Source organism: Burkholderia sp. L-4 (assembly GCF_056856535.1).
In genome coordinates, this window is the sequence record NZ_JBXEOX010000002.1 from 333362 (window position 1) to 354717 (window position 21356).

Genomic DNA, 21356 nt, shown 5'->3' on the forward strand with positions numbered 1-21356 from the left:
ACAGCGTGCGCGCGCGTACTCAGCCCGCCGCGAGCGTGGCGGCCAGCGCGTCGAACTCCGGCGCCCATGCGGCACGCCACGCAGCCTTCGTCACGTCATCGACCCACGCGCCGTCGATCCCGTTCAGCATGAACTGCTTCAGGTCGGCCACGGTGAAGCCGAAATGGCTGAGCATCAGTTCCCACGCTTCGCTCGGATTGACCTTGTGAAGCGTCGGGTCGTCGGTGTTCGGATGGATCTTCAGCCCGAGGCCCGGCATCTTGCGCATCGGATGCCGTTCCGCCCATTGCTCCGGCGGCAGCGTGCGCAGATAGTACGAATTCGTCGGCACGACGGTGAAGACGATCCCGCGCTCCGCATAGCGCGCACACAGGTCGGGGTTGTCGACGATCGTATAGCCGTGATCGACGCGATCGACCTGCAGCAGATCGACGGCCGTCTCGACGTTGCGCCACGGCATCCCGAACTCGCCCGCGTGCGCGGTCGTGCGGAAACCGGCCGCACGTGCATTGCGGTACGCCTTCCAGAACAGTTCCGGCGGCCGGTCGTTCTCGCGATAGTCGATGCCGATCCCCGCGACTTCGTCCGCGCGATTCGCCTTCATCCACTCGACGATTTCGACCGCCTCGTCGGGATCCTGCTCGCGGTCGATGCTCGGGATCAGGCGCGCGCCGATCCCGAAATCGCGCGCGGCATCGCGGATCGCCGTCACGATCGCGGCCTGCGCATCGGCATACGCGATGCCCGACACGCGCACCGTACCTGTCGGATTCCAGAAGAATTCCGCATGCCGGACATGGTGCGCGGCCGCATCTTCCAGATACTCGTAAGCGATCCGCCGCAAATCGTCGGGCTGCGTGAGCAGATACTTGTCGAGCGCCCGCAGCACGTGCAGCACGCCGACCGGCTTCTCGCCGCGTGCGTAGAACGCATCGATCTCCGCGCGCTCGATCGGCGCGCCGCTGCGCGCCGCGAGCGCGACGAACGTGTCGTGCCGCACCGCGCCGAGCAGGTGGCAATGCAGCTCGACCTTCGGCAGCGCGTGGAAGAAGGCCCGGTGGGCCGGCGTGATCTCGATGCCCGTGCGCGCGGGCGGGACGTTGCCTGGTGTTCCCTTCATGTCAGTCTCTTTTTTCGGTAGTGCCTGTGCGTCGCGAAAGCCGTCCCTCAGTGCGGCTTCACGACGGTCCAGAAGTAATAGCCGAGCGGAATCGCGAGCACGACGAGCCCCCACGACACGTCGCGCCAGCGGCCGGCCAGCAGCTTGACGAGCACGTAGCACAGCAGCCCGCCCGCGATGCCGGTGCCGAAGCTGTTCGACATCAGCGTGAGCAGCACCATCGACATCACGGGCAGCGCATCGGTGAAATCGTCGAAATGCGTATGGCGGATCGTCGCGAACATCGACAGCCCGATCAGGATCAGCGCCGGCGCCGTCGCCTCCTTCGGGATCGCGAGCGCGACCGGCACGAACAGCAGCATCGCGGCGAACAGCACGGCCGCGGCCAGCGACGACAGCCCGCTGCGGCCGCCGGCCTCGACGCCCGCGGCCGATTCGATCAGCGCCGTGAGCGCCGGGATGCCGAACACGGGCCCGAGCGTCGCGGCGAGCGAGTCGACGAGGAACGGCCGGTTGATGTTCGGCAGGTTGCCCTGCTCGTCGAGCAGGTTTGCCTTCGCGCCGACCGCGAGCGCGGTGCCGAGCGTCGAGAAGAATTCCGCCGCGAAAAACGCGAACAGGTACGGCGCGGCCGCAAGGCTCAACGCGCTGCCGATATCGAGCTTGAACGCGATCGGCGCGATGCTGTGCGGCAGCGACACGAACGACGCGGGCAGGTGCGTGACGCCCAGCGGAACGCCGGCCGCGGCCGCGGCGAGGATCGCGATCAGGATCGCACCGGGCACCTTGCGCGCCTGCAGCACGATCGCCACCGCGAGGCCGGTCAGCGCGACGAGCGCGCCCGGCCGCGAGAAGTCGCCGAGCGCGAACGCGTTGGTCTTCGCATTCGCGACGACCATCCCCGCGTTGCGCAGCCCGAGCATCGTGACGAACAACCCGATCGACGCGCCGAGCCCGAGCTTGATCTGCACCGGAATCAGCCGCACCACCACGCCGCGCGCGCCGAGTATCGTCAGCAGGAAGAACAGCACGCCCGACACGCATGCGATGCCGAGGCCCGTCTGCCAGCCGACGTGTTCCGTCGTCGCGAGCGTCACGCCGATGATCACCGAGCCGCCGATGCCGGGGCCGACGAGGAACGGCAGGTTCGCGTAGAGCCCCATCAGCGTCGTGAACAACACGAACACGACGATGGTCGCCGTCGTCGCCGCGCCGCGCTCCATCCCGCCGGTCGCGAGCAGCGACGGAATCACGACGAGCAGGTACGCGGCCGCGAGGAACGACGTGACGCCGGCGATCGTCTCGGTGCGCACGCTCGTGCCGCGCGCGGCGAGCGCGAAGCGGCGTTCGAGCCAGTTGGCCGGCGCACGCGCCGGGATCGTGTCAGTCGCTGACATGGTGGTTCTCCTGTGATTCCGAATATTGTCCTGTGTCGGTTCCCGCGGCGCGGTCTTATACTGCCGCGTACCGCATCCCGACCGTTATTGCCCGATGTCGTCCGACCGCTCGTCGCTGCTGCCCGCGCTCACGCTGCGGCAGGTCCAGCACTTCGTCGTGCTCGCCCACGCACGCAGCTTCACGCAGGCCGCGCAGGCGCTGTCGCTCACCCAGCCCGCGCTCACCGCGTCGATCCGCCAGATCGAATTCCTGCTCGGCGGGCGCCTGTTCGCGCGTACCGCGCATCGCCTTACGCTCACCACCGCGGGCGAAGCCGTGCTGCCGCTCGCCGAACGACTGCTCAACCAGGCCCGCGGTACCTTCGACGACATGACGCGGCTCATCGGCGAACGCATTCAGACCGTGCGCATCGCGTTCATCCCGTCGGTCGCGGGCCGCCTGCTGCCCGCGCTCAACACGCTGCGCGGCACGCGTCCGACGCTGCGCTTCACGCTCACCGACCTGCCGAACAGCGCGCTCGTCGAAGCCGTGCGCGACGGCGTCGCGGATCTCGGCATCGGCGTGCGCGAGCCGGACAGCGACGACGGCACGCTGCGCTACCAGCAGCTGTTCGAGGACGAGATCGTGATCGTCGTGCGGCACGACGATCCGCTCGCCCGCGCGAAGAGCGTCACGTGGGCGAAGCTCGTCGATCGCGAGCTCGCGGTGTTCGTGCGCGGCAGCGTCAGCGAATCGCTGCATCGCACCGGCGGCGCCGGCAAGTTGCGCCTGAACGTCACGTACCGGATGGAATACACCGAACCGCTCTACGCACTTGCGCGCAACGGCCTCGCGACCGCCGTGCTGCCGAGCCTCTACACGATGCATCTGCACGATCCCGAACTCGTCGCGCTGCGCGTGGACAAACCGCGCGTCACGCGAGCGATCTCGCTGATCTCGCTCGCCGCCGACGATCGCGGCCCGCATGTGCGCGCGTGCCGCGAGTGGATTGCGAAGCACATCTGATCGCGTTCACCGCGCGGCGCCCTGCGCGCTGCGCTCAAGGCAGCTTCGCGATGCGCTCGACGAGCGTCGCGTAGAAGCGGTCCGCATCGACCTCGTTGATCCAGGTTGCATTCTCCGCACGGCCGCTGCGCCCGTTCCAGTCGACGATCGTCTCGCCGAGCGTCCACTGGCCGGTCGTCTCGACCACCACGTTCACCTTGCGCCCGCCGAACAGCGTCGGATCGACGAGATAGCCGACGGCCGTCGGGTCGTACATCGGCGCCTCTTCGACGCCGCGCCGCTTCTTGTTGTATGCGAGCTCGGCATCCATGATGTCCGCGACGATCGCGCCGCAGCGGTTGCCGAGCGTGCGGAACGGCGCGACGCGCGCCGGCGTGATCGGCGCCTTCACCGCGACGTCGCGCGGCAGCACGACGATCGGCACGCCGCTGCCGAACACGACTTCGGCCGCCTGCGGATCGACGTAGATGTTGAACTCGGCGGCCGGCGTGATGTTGCCGCGCTCGAAAAACGCGCCGCCCATCAGCACGATTTCGCGCAGCGCGCCGCGAATCTGCGGCGCCTCGACCAGCGCGGTCGCGAGGTTGGTCAGCGGGCCGAGCGCGCACAGCGTCACGCTGTTCGGCGCCGCGCGGCTCAGCGTATCGACGAGGTACGACACGGCGTGGCCGGCAGCAAGCGGCGCGCGCGGCTCGTGCAGTTCGACGCCTTCGAGCCCCGTCCTGCCGTGCACGTTCGCGGCCGTCACGAGATCGCGCACGAGCGGGCGCGGGCAGCCCGCATAGACCGGCAGCGTCTTCGTGCGGCCGGCCCAGTCACGGATGATCCGCGCGTTGCGTTCGGTCAGGTCGAGCGGCACGTTACCCGCGACGGCCGTCAGCGCTCGCACGTCGAGCCGGTCCTGCGCGCCCAGCGCGAGCAGGATCGCGATGGCGTCGTCCTGCCCCGGGTCGGTATCGATGATCACCGTGCGGCGCGCAGCATCGCCGCCGGCCGCGAACGCGCCCGCCTCGGGCAGCAGCGCGGTGCCGGCCAGCGCGGCGGACAGTTTCAGGAAGGTGCGGCGGGATGCGATCGGATGAGTCATGGTCGGGCTCTCGAGAAAACGCCGGGCCGCCCCACGTTTTCCTGCCTCCGGGGGGCCAGGCGCGAGGCGGCAGGATTGGGGGCGCTCAAAATACGTGCCGGACGCCGAGCGTCGCCATCATCTGGCGCGTGCCGGTCGAGCGCGCGTACGCGAAGATCTGCGCGTGGTCCGCGTCGCCGGCCGCCTGCTGCGCGATCACCGTCAGCGCGACGTCGGTGCGTTTCGACAGGAAGTAGTCGGCCTGCAGGTTCACCTGATGCCATTTCGGACGCTTGTCGATCACGTCGTACTTGCCGTTCGTGAACGCGTACGCGGCGCCGAGGAAGAGCTGCGGCGTCATCGTGTAGACGACGTTCACCCCCAGGTTCTGCAGGTGCAGATGCGAATTGTCGAGGTAATCGTAGCGCACGTCGGTGAACATCGCGGCGAACTGCGCGCGGCCGATCGTGTAGAAACCGCCCGTGCCCGCGATCCGCTGCCGGCTGGCATACGCGGCCGGCGACATCGCGCTCTTGCTGAAGATCAGCAGCGGCGACGCATAGTCGTTCGCGATCGCGCCGTCCTGGTTCGTCGCGCTGTACGGATGGTTGTACTGCGCATAGACGGCGCTCCAGCGCAGCGCGCCCTGCTCGTAGCCGAGCCCGAAGCTGTACGCGCTGTTGTTCGCGAAGCCGGTCGCGTTGCTGAAGCCGTACAGCGCGGTGAATTTCAGGCCGTAGTAGACGGGACTCACGTACTTCACCGAGTTCTGCACGCGGATGTCGTTGTAGCCGTTGTCGTTGTCGCCGATGTTCACGCCGTTGCTCGCGATGATCACCGGCCCGATGTAGTCGTGGATCGCATCGTACTGGCGGCCGAACGTCAGCGAACCGTAGGTGCGGTCGGCGAGGCCGACATAGGCCATGCGCCCGAACTCGCGGCCGTTCTGCGCGGCCGTGCCCGTCATCACGTTGAAGCCGTTCTCGAGCTGAAAGACCGCGGACAGCCCCTGCCCCAGATCCTCCTTGCCCTTCAGCCCCCAGCGCGGGTTCTGGTTCGTGCCGGACAGCGCCTGCCAGGCGTTCTTGCCGCCCTGGTTGGTCGCGAACCCGACGCCGGCCGAGATGAGACCGTACAGCGTGATGCTGCTTTGCGCACCGGCATGGGTCGCGAAGGCGCCGAGCATCGCGAGCGGAGCGAGCTTGTAGAGAGTTTTCATGCGGGTCGTGTGGTCGGTGGTGGGCCAGGCGCGGCGGGGTTCCGCGAAACTGGACTCGACTATACGAACCCGGATCGGATAATAAAAGTTTGCTTTTCTTATGTATCAATAAAACGGATTTATTCTCATCCCTGCATTCCCTCCGCGTTCGGCGGCCGGCGATCAGTCCGCCGTGTCGCCGCCCTTCGGCACCTTCGACCATGCGTTGCGCCCCGGCATCGGCGCCCAGGCCGGGCGCGCCTTGCGCGCGCTGTCGATCACGACCAGATAACGACCCGCGATCGGCGTGATGTCGCGATCGCGCGGCAGCACCCACAGCGACTTGCCGGCTTCGACACGCGCCTGGTAATCGTCGTCGAGCAGGCCGTGGCGGTCGAAAAACGCGTTCAGCGACGCGGGAATCCGCACGCAGCCCTTCGAATGCCGGATGCCGAGCAGCGCTTCGAGGCGGTCGGGATCGGTCGCATGCATCTGGAAGCGCATCGGCGACACGCCGCCCTTGCCCCAGCCGCGTTCTCCGTCCACCCAGCCGAAGTCGTAGATGCGCATGTCGCGGCGGCCATAACCGCGAATGCCGTTCTCGTTCGTCGTGCCTTCGGCGCGGAAATCCATGTTGTCGGGCGAGTGATGGAACACGCCGAGCGGCGTCAGGAAATGGTCGTACTTGCCCGGCAGCCCCGTGCCGACCGGCGAGGCGCCGATCATCAGCCACGCATTGGCCGGCGTGGCGCGGAAGTAGATGAACAGCGCCTGCACGTTCGGTGCGCGGTCGACCATCGCGACGTATTCGCCGGCGAGGTCGCCGAGGTCCGCGTCGACGAGCGCCTTCTGGAGCCGCTCGCCGTAGGCGCGCTGTTCGCTCGCGGGCACGTTCAATCGGCGGGTGACTTCCTGCGTGAAGCGCTTGCGCATGTCGACGGCGCGCGCCGTCGCGTTCTTCGCTTCCTCGGCCGATAGGGGCGGATGCCGGCGCGGCGGGGTCGGCGCGGGGGCTTCGGCCTCGCTGGCGGTGGTGGCGGATGCGGCCGATGCGGGTTCGGCTGTAGAAGCTGCGGAAGAAGCGCCGGAAGCGGCCGATGCCGCACTGGCCGGCGCTGCATGATGCACGTGCGATGCCGCGGGGGCGGACGGTGCGGGCGATGTACCTGGCAACACATGCGCGGACGAGCCCGGGTGCGCATGAGAAGCCGTCGACGCGGGCGATGCCACTGATGAGGATGACGGAGCAACGGACGACGAAGCGTCGGATGCGGCGAAGGCAGGCAACCCGGCAAGAACGGAAACGGGCAGCACGACAGCGAGCGACGCATACGCGGCGACTGTGCGGGTACGACGGCGCGACTTCGAAATTCGCCGCGTCAAGCTGGAAAGCATCATACGTTCGAAGCCATCGGCCGATCCGGCCGCCGCGTGGTGCTGTTGCGAGCGGCGCATCTTCCGCGCAAGCCATCGACACGTCTGGCGCATCATGCGCGCCCGGCGCCGACGCCTCTTCGCGGCGGAGCCGTTCGCTAATGCAACGCGTGCGGTCCGATGGCGGCTAATGAGTCGTCAGGCCCTTCATTTTACGCGCCGACGGAAGAATCGGCAGCGACGGAAGTCGTGGTTTGGCGGTGGATTTGCGCTTCGTCACGCTTTGTTTCAACTCGTTGCCGTTTGCGGCTTCGTTGCGTGTCACGCTTGTGGATTCGGCGATTCGGCGCGTTCGATATGAAACGACTCCCCGTCAAATCAATTTGCATGCCAAATCATCCCGGCGACGCGTTGTCCCCATCGAAACCGTATTGCACGCATGTCGCACAAACGAAGCGACACGCGTGCGTACCTGCCGACTACTTCGAAATGGTTTCGAGCGCGATGCCCTTCGTGCGCGGGCCCATGAACCCGATCGCGACCATCACGATCACCATCGCGCCCGCGATGAACGCGAACACGCCGAACGTGCCGAAGCCTTTCAGCACGGCCGCGATCACGAACGACGAGAAGATCGCCGAGAAGCGGCTCCACGAATAGACGAAGCCGACTGCCCGTGCGCGGATCGACGTCGGGAACAGCTCGGCCTGGTATGCGTGGAAGCTGTACGACATGATGTTGCTCGCGAGCGTGAGGCCAATGCCGAGCACGATCAGGAACGCGCCCACCGTCGTCTGGCTGAACAGCAGCCCGCAGACGACGATCGCCGCCGCCATCGCGACGATCACCGACTTGCGCTCGAAGCGGTCGGCGATCACGAGGCCGATCAGCGGGCCGATCGGCGCCGCGAGCGCGATCACGCTCGAATACATCAGGCTCGACGTGATCGTGATGCCTTGCTTGATCAGCAGCGTCGGCACCCAGTTCGCGAAGCCGTAGAAGCCGACCGTCTGGAACACGTTGAAGATCGTCATCATGATCGTGCGGCTGCGATACGGCTGCACCCACATGTCGCGGAAGCTGCCGCGCGGCGGCACGGGTTCGGCCGGCGCGGGCGGCGGCAGCGGCCGCCCGTATTCGGCTTCGACCTTCGCCTCGAGCGCGCGCATGATGCGGTCGGCTTCGTCGACGCGCCCCTGCTGCGCGAGCCAGCGCGGGCTTTCCGGCAGTTCGCGGCGAATCCACCACACGAACAGCGCGCCGTGCGCGCCGATCAGCACGACCCAGCGCCAGCCGTCGAGGCCGAGCGGCGCATGCGGCACGAGCAGGTACGCGAGGAACGCGACCACCGGCACCGCGACGAAGCCGACCGCCTGTTCGCACGCGAACGCGCGGCCGCGAATCTGCTTCGGCACGAGCTCGGAGATGTACGTGCCGATCGTCACCATCTCGACGCCGAGGCCGAGACCGACGACGAAGCGCCAGAAGTTCAGCCCGGCCGCGGTGTCCTGGAATGCCATCACGACGTTGGCGGCCGTGTACCACAGCAACGACCACGTGAAGATCGCGCGGCGGCCGAAGCGGTCGGCAAGGAAGCCGCATGCGATCGTGCCGATGAACAACCCGGAGAACAGCGCGGCGATGAAGCTCGCGACGCCCGTGGTGCCGAACAGGCCGTGCGTCGTCGCCGACAGGATGCCGCTTTTCACGAGCCCGGGCGCGACGTAGCCGCTGTACAGCAGGTCGTAGAGTTCGAAGAAGAAGCCGAGGCTCAGCAGCACGACGAGCTTCCAGACGCTGCGGGTCGGCGGCAGGCGGTCGAGGCGCGCCGAGATGGAGCCGGGGTCGATCGCCGCGGGGCGGGCGGCGCCTGCTGCCGTGAGCGGGTCGGGCTGGGTGGATGCCATGGTGGCGAGTCTCCGGATTCTTGATTGTCGTTGGCGCCAGCAGAGGGGAACTGGCGAGCGGCTTCGCGCATTTTAGCGAGGCGGGGGGCTGAGCACATCAATCAATTGACGCACGGGCGCATCGGCCGCATTGGAACAGATGTAGCGAGCCGGTTCGTTATAGCTGGCTGACCGGGCACAACGTCGAACAAGATTCCCTATCGTCCAATCGACGTTGCCAGAAGCGGCCGCGCCGTGAGGCGCATGGGCGCCAGTACGGGCGGAAATGGAATCACGCCGATCAGGTTGATCGCGAGTCCGAGATAGTCGAGCAGTTCGTCGCCTCGCTTGCGGATGATCGAGACGATGTCGGTGAGCGCATCGGCCAGCGCCATCAGGTTGTTGAGCACCGGAATCATGCTCGCGACCGTTTTCAATCGATCGACGTCCACGTAGCCATGCGTCACGCTGATCAGCCACGCGTTGAAACCTTCACCGGATGCGACGACGTCGTCCGGATGAACATCGGTCAGCCATGCTCTCAGGATTTCTTTTCGTTGTTCGTTTTTCGCCGCGCGGCAGGCGGCCCACCCTTCTCATGTCCCGGACGCCTGCCAGCGACCCGCGGCATTTTACCGACGATGAAGCGACAGGGAAATGAAAGCTCAGCATCGGCAGCGTATGCCGCCATGACTCGCGCCCCAATTAGCACGAACCGCCGTCGGGCCAACTTCATGTAAATTTCGTAACCATCTGTCCAGCCGCCTGCCGCGGCTGAACGACAACATCGCGCGGTTTCGGACGCGATTCGGTCGGCACACCCTTGACAAGACAGGGGCGAGCGGGATTTCCCGCGGTCGGCCCCTCCTGCCCGGCGCCGAAACGTCGCCCATGCGGATTCGGAAATCGATGGCCCGCGCCCCGGTAACATGCAGTCGGGCCAACCACCGGCTTCCGGCTGCTTTTCGGCACCCGGCATCGTCGGCAAATCGTAAGAATCCATGTTCATACAACGACTATCCACGTACGCCTGCCGAATCGCGCTGATCGCGCTGCTGCAGTTCGCGGCGATCGCAACCGCGTCGGCGTTTCCGGCGGCCGCTTCGGCCCCGGGCGCAAGCGGCGTCGGCGCCCCCGTCCCGGCCATCTCGCTGAACGACGCCATCGCGCAGCTCAAGCAGATGCAGGTCGAACTGGACCGCATCAAGCAGCAGACCTCGACGACATCCAACAGCAAGGAACTGGACGCGCTCGACGACTCGGCCCAAGAGCTGAGCACCGACATCGCGAAACTGCAAAGCGATCTCACGCCGCAACGCGCGCAGATCCAGGCGCAACTCGACGTGCTCGGGCCGCCGCCCGCCGAAGGCGCCGCGCCGGAAACGGCAGCCGTCGCGAAACAACGGGCCACGCTCGACGCACGCAAGACGCAGATCGATGCGGCGCTGAAGCAGGCAGCCGACCAGAAGGCCAGCCTCACGAACCTGACCGAGCAGTTCGCGAAACTGCATCGCAGCCTGCTGAAGAACCAGCTCGCGTTCCGTTCGGGCAGCATCTTCAGCGCGCAGTTCTGGCTGCCGCTGTTCCACCTTTCGCCGGACGATCGCCAGCGGCTCCAGGATTTCGACGACGAGCTGCTCGACATGCTGCATTCGTCATGGGTACCCGGGCAGCGGGCGCTCACGACGGTGCTGCTGATCGCCTCGTTCGCGGCGTGGCTCGGCGGCCGCCGGCTCATCGAGCGCGGGCTCGCGTGGATCGCGCTGAACCGTCTGCCGCCCACGCGCCTGCGCCGCAGCGCGCTGGCGCTGTCGACCGTGCTGTCGACGTTCCTGGCCACGGCCATCGCCGTTCAGATCCTCTACCTCGCCGTCGCGCGCCGCTACGAGCTCACGCCGTCGCTGACCGATCTGTGGGACCAGTTCGCGAAGCTCGCCGCAACCTGCGCGCTGATCGCCGGACTCGGCCGCGCCCTGCTCTGTACGAAGCATCCGTCGTGGCGACTGCCCGCGCTCGCCGATCCCGTCGCGCTCGCGATGAAACCGTTCCCCAGCATCCTGGCCGCGCTGCTGCTGGTGTCCGGCACGCTCGAATCGATCAACCGGATCGTCGACACGAGCCTGTCGGTCACGCTGTTCGGCCGCGGCATCGTCTCGCTCGTCGTGGCGCTGACGGTCGGCGCGTCGCTGTTGCGCGCGAACCGCGCACGCAGCGCGCTCGCGGCGGCCGGCGAAGCGCCCGAGCAGCGCTCGACGCTCGCGGGGCTGATCCATGCGGGCGTCACGCTGGCGATCGTCGTATCGTTGATCGCACTCCTGATCGGCTACATCACGGTCGCGCGCTTCATCACGTACGAACTCGTGTGGTTCGAGATCGTGCTGTGCGCGACCTACATCCTGATCCAGCTGACGCGCGATGCGAGCGAAAGCCTGTTCTCGTCGGGCCTGTCGACGGGCCAGCAGATCAAGCACCTGTTCGCGCTCGAGGACCGCCACCTCGATCAGGCGCGCACGGTCCTGTCCGGCTTCGGCACGAGCCTGCTGATGCTGATCGCGGCCATCGCGCTGGTGACGGGCGGCTTCGGCACGACGCCGGGCGACCTGCTCGACAGCGCGGTCGCGATGATCGGCAGCCAGCGGCTGCAGAGCCTGAACATCATGCCCGACCGGATCCTGAACGCCGTGATCGGGTTCGCGATCGGCTTCTACCTGCTGCGCTCGCTGCGCCGCTGGCTCGACAGCGAATTCATGCCCGCGCTCGGCATGGATACGGGCATGCGCGTGTCGCTGATCACGCTGTTCACCAACGTCGGCTACGTGCTGCTCGTGCTGATGACGCTCGGGCTGCTCGGCGTGCGGTGGAGCAACCTCGCGTGGATCGTCAGCGCGTTGTCGGTGGGGATCGGCTTCGGCCTGCAGGAGATCGTGAAGAACTTCGTGTCGGGGCTGATCCTGCTGACCGAACGCCCCGTCAAGGTGGGCGACATGGTCAGCATCGCGGGCGTCGAAGGCGACATCCGCCGCATCAACGTGCGCGCGACCGAGATCCAGCTCAGCGACCGCTCGACCGTGATCGTGCCGAACTCGCAACTGATCTCGCAGAACGTGCGCAACGTGACGATGGGCAACAGCACGCAGGGCGTCGCGACGCTGGTGCTGACGTTCCCGCTGAACACCGATCCCGAGCAGGTGCGCGACCTGCTGCTCGACGCGTATCGCGAGCATCAGGCGATTCTCGAGAAGCCGGCGCCGTCGGTGACGTTCAGCCAGCTCACGCCGGACGGGATCACGCTGAGCGTGACGGGCTACGTGTCGAGCCCGCGGATCGCGAGCTCGACGAAGAGCGACCTGCTGTTCGAGATCCTGAAGCAGCTGCGTGCGGCGGGGATCACGCTGTCGAGCCCGCAGATGCTGGTCGTGCAGAACATGCCGGCGGCGGAGCAGTGAGCATCGCCTGAGCGGGCTTGTCATCGACGATGGCGCCGCCCGCGCCGAAACACGAAGGGCCGGTCACCGCATCCGCGGCAACCGGCCCTTCTCACTCGTACATGGCGCCCATTCGGGCAACCGACGTCAAACGTCGAACTTCACGCCCTGCGCCAGCGGCAATTGCCGGCTGTAGTTGATCGTATTCGTCGCGCGGCGCATATAGGCCTTCCACGCATCCGAACCCGACTCGCGGCCGCCGCCCGTTTCCTTCTCGCCGCCGAACGCGCCGCCGATCTCCGCGCCGCTCGTGCCGATGTTCACGTTGACGATCCCGCAATCGCTGCCCGCCGCCGACATGAACTGCTCGGCCTCGCGCATGTCGTTCGTGAAGATCGCCGACGACAGCCCTTGCGGCACCGCGTTGTGCAGTTCGATCGCATCGTCGAAGTTGTCGTAGATCATCACGTACAGGATCGGCGCGAACGTTTCGCGCTCGACCACCGCCGACTGCTTCGGCATCCGCACGATTGCCGGACGCACGTAGTACGCATCCGCATGACCGACGTCGACGCGCTCGCCGCCCTTCACTTCGCCACCCTGCTCGCGTGCATCGGCCAGCGCCTTCTGCATCGCGTCGAACGACGCACGATCGACCAGCGGACCGACCAGCGTGCCTTCTTCCAGCGGGTTGCCGACCTTCACCGACGTGTAGGCCTTCTCGATGCGCGGCAGCAGTTGCTCGACCAGGCTGCGATGCACGATCAGGCGGCGCAGCGTCGTGCAGCGCTGGCCGGCCGTGCCGACCGCCGCGAACGTGACCGCGCGCACGACGAGATCGAGATCCGCGCTCGGCGCGACGATCATCCCGTTGTTGCCGCCGAGTTCGAGGATGCCGCGCGCGAGACGCTGGCTCAGCACCTTCGCGACTTCCTGGCCCATCCGCACGCTGCCCGTCGCGCTGACGACCGGCACCTTCTTCGACGCCGTCAGCACCTCGCCGACATCGCGCATGCCGAGCACCAGCTGGCTCAGTTCCGCAGGCGCGACGCCCGGATGAGTCTTCTCGAACTCGCGGATCGCCTTCTGGAGCAGCACGTGGCACGCGATCGCGGTGAGCGGCGTCTTTTCCGACGGCTTCCACACGACCGAATCGCCGCACACGAACGCGAGCGCCGCATTCCATGCCCACACGGCAACCGGGAAGTTGAACGCCGAGATCACGCCGCACACGCCGATCGGGTGCCACGTTTCCATCATCCGGTGGCCCGGGCGCTCGGATGCGATCGTCAGGCCGTAGAGCTGGCGCGACAGACCGACCGCGAAATCGCAGATGTCGATCATTTCCTGCACTTCGCCGAGGCCTTCCGACGTGATCTTGCCGGCCTCGAGCGTGACGAGACGGCCCAGTTCGGCCTTGTGCTCGCGCAGGACATTGCCGAACACGCGCACGAGTTCGCCGCGCACCGGCGCCGGCACCGTGCGCCACTTGAGGAATGCGTCGTGCGCGGCATCGATCTTGCGTTCCGCGTCGGCCGGCGTGTCGACAGCCAGCGTCGCGAGCGTCGCGCCGTCGAGCGGCGAGCGCGCGGTCAGCGCATTGCCTTTCCACTGGGCGAGATCGATATCGAGCGCGGCAAGAATGTCGTTGAATTGCATCACTTCCTCTTCAGGGACAGATTGATCGGTGCGGCGGCAGCGCCGCCCGCGTGATTCGATTGGAGCGCGTTCGCGCGCCCTGTGCAAGCGGATGCGCCGCGTGGCCGGCCCGGTGCGCCGCATACGGCGCATCGCGCCGCGCCGCCGCCGGAAGCCCGGCCGGACGGCGCGCCCCAGCCTCGCGAGGCACGATCCATGAAACACATTGTCGGCGGCCACAAGTCGGGCCGCTATTGATATTAACTCACGACTTCATTCCCAAAACGCAACACCCCGGCAGGAAGAACGCGTGCGCTCCCGTCCCGACACGAGACTTTTCCAAGGCTCGTGACCGGGCCACGGGACGCGTCCCGACGTGGCGCGAGTTGATGACAAAGCTGCATCACCCTGTTCGGAAATATCGTTTGCCGCCCGTACATCGGGCACCCACAATCGGGGCGGCGTCGAGGTGCCATGCACCCGGCGCGCCGCCGGCCGCCATGACAAGCGGCCGGACGCCCGACGAAGGCGACACGCCCCGCGGCCCGGCTCATCGGGCCCCCGGCGGCCCGTTTCGCACCGCATCACCGCTGCCCCGGCCCGCGTCCGGCAACGCGTCGCGCTTCGTCACCGAAAAAACAATCCCGGAGACAGCGCCCAGCGCCCGCCATGCATTCAGACGCCCGCCCCGATTCGCCCCGTCCGTCCGGCTCGCCGCCCGCGAAGCCGTCCCTTCACCGTGCGCTGCAGGCCCGTCATCTGCGGATGATCGCGATCGGCGGCTCGATCGGCACGGGCCTGTTCGTCGCATCCGGCGCGTCGATCTCGCAGGCCGGCCCCGGCGGCGCGATGATCGCGTACATGGTGATCGGCCTGATGGTCTATTTCCTGATGACGAGCCTCGGCGAAATGGCCGCGTTCATGCCGGTGTCGGGCTCGTTCGCGACCTACGGCGCGAAATTCGTCGACGAAGGCTTCGGCTTCGCGCTCGGCTGGAACTACTGGTACAGCTGGGCCGTGACACTGGCGGTGGAACTCGTCGCCGCGCAGCTCGTGATGCACTACTGGTTCCCGCATGTGCCGGGCGTCTGGTGGAGCGCGCTGTTCCTCACGCTGATCTTCGCGCTCAACGCGTTGTCGGTGCGCGGTTTCGGGGAAGCCGAATACTGGTTCGCGCTGATCAAGGTGCTGACGGTGCTCGCGTTCGTCGGTGTCGGCCTGCTGATGATCTTCGGGATCATGCAGGGCGGCCCGAGCGCCGGCTGGAGCAACTTCACGATCGGCGACGCGCCGTTCGCCGGCGGCTGGGCAACGATGCTCGGCGTCGCGATGATCGCGGGCTTCTCGTTCCAGGGCACCGAAATGATCGGCGTCGCGGCCGGCGAATCGGAGAACCCGCGCACGACGATCCCGCGCGCGGTGAGCCAGATCTTCTGGCGCATCCTGCTGTTCTACGTGCTCGCGATCTTCGTGATCGGCGTGCTGATTCCCTACACCGACCCGAGCCTGCTGAAGAGCGACGTGACCGACATCGGCGTGAGCCCGTTTACGCTCGTATTCCGCCACGCGGGCCTCGCGTTCGCGGCCGGCGTGATGAACGCGGTGATCCTGACGGCCGTGCTGTCGGCCGGCAACTCGGGCATGTACGCGTCGACGCGGATGCTCTACACCCTCGCGGTCGAAGGCCGTGCGCCGAAGATCTTCGCGAAGCTGTCGCGGGGCGGCGTGCCGCGCAATGCACTGTATGCGACGACGGCCGTCGGCGCGCTGTGCTTTCTCACGTCGCTGTACGGCGACAAGACCGTGTATCTGTGGCTGCTGAACACGTCGGGCATGGCCGGCTTCATCACGTGGCTCGGCATCGCGGTCAGCCACTACCGGTTCCGCAAGGGTTTCCTGAAGCAGGGCTACCGGCTCGATCAGCTGCCGTACCGGTCGAAGTGGTTCCCGTTCGGCCCGCTGTTCGCGTTCGCGCTGTGCGCGGTCGTCGCGCTCGGCCAGGACTACCAGGCGTTCCTCTCCGACAAGATCGACTGGGCCGGCGTCGCCGCGACCTACATCGGCCTGCCGTTCTTCGTCGCGATCTGGCTCGGCTACGCGCTGGTGCGCAAGTGCCGCCTCGTACGCTACGAAGACATGGAGATCGCGCCGTGGATCGAACGCAACGCCACGCCGGAAGCGGCCCCGCAGGCCGACATCGGCTACGCGGGCTACGTCGCGCGCCCGGCCAACCCGACGCCGGGCGCCTGAAGCCTGACGTCACGCATTGCGCCGGCTGCCGCCCGAACGCGGCGGCCGGCGCCCTGACAAGCGCCATTCGACGCGGCGCACGCGTTCAGGCAAGATCGACGCGCGCCGTCCGTTTTCCCGTCGTCACGAATCAACGAAATCGCATGCAGAACTTCTACGAAGCCACCGTTACCCGCCAGCCCTACCCGCAACTGACCGGCACGATCGACACGCAGGTCTGCATCGTCGGCGGCGGCCTCGCCGGCTTGTGCACGGCGCTCGGCCTCGTCGAGCGCGGCGTGCGCGACGTCGTCGTGCTCGACGGCGAACGGGTCGGCTTCGGTGCGTCGGGCCGCAACGGCGGCTTCGTGTTCGGCGGCTACAGCCTCGACAATGCCGACCTGCTGCGCACGCTCGGCCGCGACGAAGGGCGCCGGCTGTACCGGCTCACCGTCGATGCGGTCGACCTGATCCGCGCGCGGATCGCCCGCTACGGGATCGACTGCGACATCGTCGACCAGGGCGTGATGCTCGCGAACTGGTTCGACGATCCGTCGCGGCTCGACGGCGTGCGCACGCTGATGAAGCAGGAACTCGGCGTCGACTGGGCACCCGTCCCGACCGGCGCGCTGCGCGAGCGGTTGAAGACGCAGCGCTATTACGGCGGCCTGTTCGAGCCGAACGCCTTCCACTTCCATCCGCTCAAGTACGTGCTCGGCGTCGCGGCGGCCGCCTCGCGCGGCGGTGCCCGCGTGTACGAACGCTCGGCCGCGCTCGGCATCGCGCGCGAAGGCGCCGGGTACGTCGTGCGCACGGCGCAGGGCGCGGTGCGCGCGAAAGACGTCGTGTTCGCCGGCGGCGGTTACGCGCGCGGCGTGTCGCCGCGCATCGAGCGCGCGGTGCTGCCGATCGCGACCTACGTGATCGCGACCGAGCCGCTCGGCACGCGGCTGCCCGACGCGATCGACGCGCCGTACGCGATCTACGACACGCGTTTCGCGTTCGACTACTACCGGCCGCTGAAGGACACGCGCATCCTGTGGGGCGGCCGGATCTCGGTGCTCGACCGCGGCCCCGATGCGATCGCGCGCCTGCTGCGGCGCGACCTGCTGCGCGTGTATCCGCAACTGGAAGGCGTGAAGGTCGACTACGCGTGGGGCGGGCTGATGAGCTACGCCCGGCACAAGATGCCGCAGATCGGCCGCGACACGGACGGCGTATGGCACGCGATCGCGTTTGGCGGCCACGGCATGGCGCCGACCACGGTGGCCGGCGAAACGCTCGCCGCCGCGCTGGCCGAAGGCCGGCCGGTGCCGGACGGCTTCGCCGCGTTCGGGCTCACGCGTACGTTCGGGCTGGCCGGCCTCGCCGCCGCGCAGCTCACGTACACCGCCTACCAGGCCCGCGACGCGCTCGCATCCTGCCGCCGCCGAGCGGGCGCGGCGGCCGAAACGGCCCCGCCGGACGGCCTGGCCGATTAGAGCGGAAGGTCGGCCGGGCGGGCATTTCCCACATGCTAGAATGCCTTTTCCTAGCCGCCGCGAACCCAAAACAAAGTCACATGAAAGCAGGAAGCAAGGCCGCCACGTCCGACACCCGAGCGCTTGCGTCCGAAGCGCGGCGCAAATACGATCCCGAGCAAACCAAGCGCAACATTCTCGACGTCGCCACGCAGGAATTCTCCGCGATGGGCCTCGCCGGTGCGCGCGTCGACGCGATCGCCGAGCGCACGAACACGACGAAGCGCATGCTCTATTACTACTTCGAAAGCAAGGAAGGCCTGTACGAGGCCGTGCTGGAGAAGGTGTACGGCGACATCCGCGCGCTCGAGCAGGAACTGCACGTCGGCGACATGGAGCCGCGCGAAGGCATGCGCCGCCTCGTCGAATTCACGTTCGACTATCACGACAAGCATCGCGACTTCGTCCGCCTCGTGTCGATCGAGAACATCCACGGCGCGAAGTATCTCGAACAGCTGAAGTCGTTCAAGAACCGCAACGTCAGCATCATCAAGACGCTCGAGGAACTGGTCGAGCGCGGTGCGGCCAGCGGCGCGTTCCGCAAGGACATCGATGCGTTCGACCTGCACCTGCTGATCAGCTCGTTCTGCTTCCACCGCGTGTCGAACCGCTACACGTTCGGCGCCGCGTTCGGGCGCGATCCGTCGGCGCCGCGCCTGCGCACGCGGCATCGCGACACGATCGCCGACGCCGTGCTGCGCTACGTCGCCGCGTAAGCGGCGGCGGCCGGCCGGGGCACGCACCTGCCGTGCCCTTCGCACTTCGGTGCGTCAGTTGGTCGGCGCGGTCGACGCCAGTGCGATCCGCGCCTTTTCTTCCGGGCTTCCCTGCACGTAATACTTCTTCGCCCAGCGCGAATCGGGCGCGAGCGCGAGCCGCGCATGCGCGCCCGTCCCCGCGTCCGTGCCGTGCCGCTGCGCATCGATCGCCAGCGCCCGTGCGCGATAGTGCTCGTAAAGCCGCAGGAATTCCGCGAGATAGATCGCCGCGACCCGCGTGTCGCGGATCTCGAGCAGGTTCTCGTCGTTGTACTGCTCGGAATTGCGGCTCATGTTCGCCGAGCCCGTGTACACGACCGGATTCGCGCCTTCCGCATCGATCACGATGAACTTGTGATGAATCACGACGGGCGGAAAGGCCGGCGCCGGCTCGCCCGGAAAGAGCCGCAGTTCCGGCGTGAAGCCTGGCGGCACGGTGGCCGGCGAGAAATACGCGGCATCGATCACGTCGCGGTTGTCGCGGCTGCGATGGTACAACTCGAGGTTCGCGAGCGTGGCCGCATCGAGCGTCTGGCCTGCCTGCCGCGCGGTATCGGCCTTCGTCGCGCTGCCGACGCTGATCCGGTTCACCAGCCCGAACATCATCAGCCCGCGGTCGCCGGCCGCGAAACAGGCATCGCGCAGCGCCGCGTCGGTCGGCATGAACAGGCAGAACGACACCGAATGCTTCGCGGCCGCGATCGCGGCGACGATCGTGTCGATCTCCATACGCTGCCCCGCCGGCTCCGGCGAAAACGCGACGCGCACCTGCGCGCTGCCGATCGTCATCGGCGCCGACCAGCCCGACGTCAGCTGCTCCGTCTCGGCAATCGAAGGATTGCTCGCGAGCGCATGCGCGCGGTCGTTGTACAGCGCGGCGAGCACGGACGAGTCGAATGCGTGCAGCACGTTGGCCTGCTCGGTCAGCCCCTCGGTCGTGAAGTTCGCGGAACCGGTCAGCACGCGCGCGGGCGCGGGGTTCGACGGCGCGTCGGTCACGATGAACTTGTCGTGCATGATGTGCGTCCTGTCGCGCGGCGCGAGCGTCGCGAGGCCCTGCAGCGCGTCGACGGCCGGCTGGTTCGGCGACGGCAGCGGCGGCTTGCCCTTGCGCGCCGTCGTGTGCGCGTCGTAGACGATCGCGAGCGACGCTTCGCCGTGCTTGCGGCCGAACGCTTCGAATGCGGGCAGCGCCCACAGCGTGTCGGTCAGGTGATAGACGGCCGACGCCGCGCGCGACGCCGGGTCGAGCATCTCCGCGAACACCTGCTCCATGTCGTTCGCGAGCCACGTGCGCAACTTCAGCGCCTGTGCGTCGCTCGGCGCCTCGTTCGGCGCGAGACCCAGCGCCGCGACCTGCCTGGCAAACGCCTGCGAGCTGACCACCGCGCGGTTGAACCACGTGCCGATGCCGTCCTCGATGTGCGCGGGCAGCACGACGTCGCATACGCCGGCCTCCGCGTCGAGCACCTGCAGGTTCGCCGGCGTGCCGACGACCGGATAGACGTCGTAGCGGAACGATGCATCGCGGTCCTGAGGATCGATGCGCGCATCCCACCACATGAATTTCTGGATCGGCGCCTGATCGGTCGGCGCATCGCCCTGCGTGTCGGCGGCCGGGCCGTCGAACGTCAGGCGGTTCGGCAACCAGCTGTCCGGCGCACGCGTCTTGCCGTCGGCCGACCAGAAGCCCGGCGTGCGCCGGATCGCGAAGCCGAGGAAATCGGGCCGCGCCGCCGCATCGGGCCAGTCGAAGGCCAGCAGGACCAGGGTGGGGGAAAGATAGCTGCGCACGCTGACGGTCATTCATTGCTCCCTGGCCTGACGGCCGGTCGAGGTGAATGGGTCAGTGTCGGCGGCGGTTCTTCCCGTGGAATGACGCTTCGATGAACCTTGTATGTCGGACGCGCGTCAGTCGCACACGAGCAGTTCGATCCCGCGCGCGGTCAGCGCACGGCGCACGGCCTTGTCGGGCGCGCGCTCGGTCACGAGATAGCGGGCGGCGGCCGTGCCGTTGATGCGCACCGGCGTCACGCGGCCGAATTTCGAATGGTCGGCGACGATGATCGCCGTGCCGGCCGCCGCGATCATCCGGCTGCGCACCTCGGCCGCGAGCCGCGAGTAGTCGGTACATTCGCCGTCGGGCGTGATGCCGCCGGCGCCGACGAACGCGAAATCGACGTGGTATTGCGCGAGCTGGTGGATCGTGTCGAGCCCGAAGGTCGCATCCTCGTCGTCGGACAGCTCGCCGCCGAGCAGCGTCACGCGGTTGCCGTTGCGCCGCGCGAGCACGAACGCGGTACGCCAGTCGTTCGTGTAGATCGACAGCCGGTGCCGGTCGGTGAGCGCGAGCGCGACCGCATGCGGCGTGCTGCCCGAATCGATCAGCACCGATGCATCGTCGGGCACGAATTCGGCCGCGCGCCGCCCGATCGTGCGCTTCGCTTCGGCATTCGCGGCTTCGCGCTCGGACAGGCTCGGCTCGCGGCGATCGGCGGCCAGCGCGCCGCCGTGCGTCATCACGAGCAGGCCGCGCGCGGCCAGCGCATTCAGGTCGCGCCTTACCGTCTCGCGCGACACGTCGAGCGAACGGACGAGTTCCGCGACCGACAGCGCGCCCGACCGTCCGAGCTCCGACAGGATGTATTGATGACGTTGTTCCGCCAGCATCGCGTGTGCGCCCGAGGCGACTGTAATGGGTGAGCCGGCCATTGTATTACGGCCGTTTGACCGGCATTT

Annotated in this window: 15 protein-coding genes; 5 read left to right on the forward strand and 10 right to left on the reverse strand. The window is 67.6% G+C overall.

The genetic code is table 11. The features are described from left to right. Window positions 1-19: 19 nt before the first annotated feature. Window positions 20-1120 carry an adenosine deaminase gene (add, locus tag AC1VVG_RS18250; RefSeq protein WP_069706715.1) on the reverse strand — a complete coding sequence of 367 codons (1101 nt, stop codon included), beginning with the start codon at window positions 1118-1120 and terminating at the stop codon, window positions 20-22. Between the two features lie 47 nt (window positions 1121-1167). Continuing rightward, on the reverse strand, window positions 1168-2517 hold the full coding sequence (locus tag AC1VVG_RS18255; RefSeq protein WP_049033794.1) for an NCS2 family permease: 1350 nt from the start codon (window positions 2515-2517) through the stop codon (window positions 1168-1170). 94 nt (window positions 2518-2611) lie between these two features. Between AC1VVG_RS18255 and AC1VVG_RS18260 the strand changes: the two genes are divergently transcribed. Continuing rightward, window positions 2612-3523 (forward strand): LysR family transcriptional regulator, encoded by a 912-nt coding sequence (locus tag AC1VVG_RS18260; protein ID WP_034190603.1) that lies wholly within the window; start codon window positions 2612-2614, stop codon window positions 3521-3523. 34 nt (window positions 3524-3557) lie between these two features. Here the strand turns inward: AC1VVG_RS18260 and AC1VVG_RS18265 are convergent, their stop codons facing one another. The 5 genes from AC1VVG_RS18265 to AC1VVG_RS18285 form a co-directional block, all read right to left on the reverse strand. Beyond that, window positions 3558-4610: a nucleoside hydrolase gene (locus AC1VVG_RS18265; protein WP_482835989.1), complete on the reverse strand. Its 1053-nt coding sequence runs from the start codon at window positions 4608-4610 to the stop codon at window positions 3558-3560. A gap of 85 nt (window positions 4611-4695) precedes the next feature. Then, entirely contained in the window at window positions 4696-5808 is a 1113-nt protein-coding gene (locus AC1VVG_RS18270) for a porin (RefSeq protein WP_034190605.1), read from the reverse strand. 162 nt (window positions 5809-5970) lie between these two features. Further along, window positions 5971-7275 carry a hypothetical protein gene (locus AC1VVG_RS18275; RefSeq protein ID WP_482837182.1) on the reverse strand — a complete coding sequence of 435 codons (1305 nt, stop codon included), beginning with the start codon at window positions 7273-7275 and terminating at the stop codon, window positions 5971-5973. 365 nt (window positions 7276-7640) lie between these two features. Then, complete coding sequence (locus AC1VVG_RS18280) at window positions 7641-9068, reverse strand: MFS transporter (RefSeq protein ID WP_226254204.1); 1428 nt, start codon at window positions 9066-9068, stop codon at window positions 7641-7643. Window positions 9069-9265: 197 nt separating this feature from the next. Next, the gene (locus AC1VVG_RS18285; protein WP_482835990.1) at window positions 9266-9466 is read right to left on the reverse strand and encodes a hypothetical protein; all 201 of its coding nucleotides are present in this window, start codon (window positions 9464-9466) and stop codon (window positions 9266-9268) included. A 582-nt stretch (window positions 9467-10048) separates the two neighbouring features. Between AC1VVG_RS18285 and AC1VVG_RS18290 the strand changes: the two genes are divergently transcribed. Next, window positions 10049-12493 (forward strand): DUF3772 domain-containing protein, encoded by a 2445-nt coding sequence (locus AC1VVG_RS18290; RefSeq protein ID WP_034190609.1) that lies wholly within the window; start codon window positions 10049-10051, stop codon window positions 12491-12493. Between the two features lie 126 nt (window positions 12494-12619). Here the strand turns inward: AC1VVG_RS18290 and amaB are convergent, their stop codons facing one another. Next, a complete protein-coding gene (gene amaB, locus AC1VVG_RS18295) occupies window positions 12620-14131 on the reverse strand; it encodes an L-piperidine-6-carboxylate dehydrogenase (RefSeq protein ID WP_049033787.1) in 1512 nt (503 codons plus the stop codon). 648 nt (window positions 14132-14779) lie between these two features. Between amaB and AC1VVG_RS18300 the strand changes: the two genes are divergently transcribed. From AC1VVG_RS18300 to AC1VVG_RS18310, 3 genes are all read left to right on the forward strand, one after another. Further along, on the forward strand, window positions 14780-16360 hold the full coding sequence (locus AC1VVG_RS18300) for an amino acid permease (protein WP_124671067.1): 1581 nt from the start codon (window positions 14780-14782) through the stop codon (window positions 16358-16360). Window positions 16361-16503: 143 nt separating this feature from the next. Then, on the forward strand, window positions 16504-17820 hold the full coding sequence (locus AC1VVG_RS18305) for an NAD(P)/FAD-dependent oxidoreductase (protein WP_051701047.1): 1317 nt from the start codon (window positions 16504-16506) through the stop codon (window positions 17818-17820). Window positions 17821-17900: 80 nt separating this feature from the next. Continuing rightward, a complete protein-coding gene (locus AC1VVG_RS18310; RefSeq protein WP_034190612.1) occupies window positions 17901-18575 on the forward strand; it encodes a TetR/AcrR family transcriptional regulator in 675 nt (224 codons plus the stop codon). A gap of 54 nt (window positions 18576-18629) precedes the next feature. Here the strand turns inward: AC1VVG_RS18310 and AC1VVG_RS18315 are convergent, their stop codons facing one another. Then, window positions 18630-20423 (reverse strand): phospholipase D-like domain-containing protein, encoded by a 1794-nt coding sequence (locus AC1VVG_RS18315; protein WP_482835991.1) that lies wholly within the window; start codon window positions 20421-20423, stop codon window positions 18630-18632. A gap of 105 nt (window positions 20424-20528) precedes the next feature. Then, window positions 20529-21287, reverse strand: a complete 759-nt coding sequence (locus AC1VVG_RS18320; RefSeq protein ID WP_034190614.1) for a DeoR/GlpR family DNA-binding transcription regulator — start codon at window positions 21285-21287, stop codon at window positions 20529-20531. Between the last annotated feature and the right edge of the window lie 69 nt (window positions 21288-21356).

What these genes read in the sequence shown, in the direction of transcription:
- add (WP_069706715.1), bottom strand. Translation starts at nt 1,120, where the DNA reads ATGAAGGGAACACCAGGCAACGTCCCGCCCGCGCGCACGGGCATCGAG.
- AC1VVG_RS18255 (WP_049033794.1), bottom strand. Translation starts at nt 2,517, where the DNA reads ATGTCAGCGACTGACACGATCCCGGCGCGTGCGCCGGCCAACTGGCTC.
- AC1VVG_RS18260 (WP_034190603.1), top strand. Translation starts at nt 2,612, where the DNA reads ATGTCGTCCGACCGCTCGTCGCTGCTGCCCGCGCTCACGCTGCGGCAG.
- AC1VVG_RS18265 (WP_482835989.1), bottom strand. Translation starts at nt 4,610, where the DNA reads ATGACTCATCCGATCGCATCCCGCCGCACCTTCCTGAAACTGTCCGCC.
- AC1VVG_RS18270 (WP_034190605.1), bottom strand. Translation starts at nt 5,808, where the DNA reads ATGAAAACTCTCTACAAGCTCGCTCCGCTCGCGATGCTCGGCGCCTTC.
- AC1VVG_RS18275 (WP_482837182.1), bottom strand. Translation starts at nt 7,275, where the DNA reads ATGCGCCAGACGTGTCGATGGCTTGCGCGGAAGATGCGCCGCTCGCAA.
- AC1VVG_RS18280 (WP_226254204.1), bottom strand. Translation starts at nt 9,068, where the DNA reads ATGGCATCCACCCAGCCCGACCCGCTCACGGCAGCAGGCGCCGCCCGC.
- AC1VVG_RS18285 (WP_482835990.1), bottom strand. Translation starts at nt 9,466, where the DNA reads ATGATTCCGGTGCTCAACAACCTGATGGCGCTGGCCGATGCGCTCACC.
- AC1VVG_RS18290 (WP_034190609.1), top strand. Translation starts at nt 10,049, where the DNA reads ATGTTCATACAACGACTATCCACGTACGCCTGCCGAATCGCGCTGATC.
- amaB (WP_049033787.1), bottom strand. Translation starts at nt 14,131, where the DNA reads ATGCAATTCAACGACATTCTTGCCGCGCTCGATATCGATCTCGCCCAG.
- AC1VVG_RS18300 (WP_124671067.1), top strand. Translation starts at nt 14,780, where the DNA reads ATGCATTCAGACGCCCGCCCCGATTCGCCCCGTCCGTCCGGCTCGCCG.
- AC1VVG_RS18305 (WP_051701047.1), top strand. Translation starts at nt 16,504, where the DNA reads ATGCAGAACTTCTACGAAGCCACCGTTACCCGCCAGCCCTACCCGCAA.
- AC1VVG_RS18310 (WP_034190612.1), top strand. Translation starts at nt 17,901, where the DNA reads ATGAAAGCAGGAAGCAAGGCCGCCACGTCCGACACCCGAGCGCTTGCG.
- AC1VVG_RS18315 (WP_482835991.1), bottom strand. Translation starts at nt 20,423, where the DNA reads ATGACCGTCAGCGTGCGCAGCTATCTTTCCCCCACCCTGGTCCTGCTG.
- AC1VVG_RS18320 (WP_034190614.1), bottom strand. Translation starts at nt 21,287, where the DNA reads ATGCTGGCGGAACAACGTCATCAATACATCCTGTCGGAGCTCGGACGG.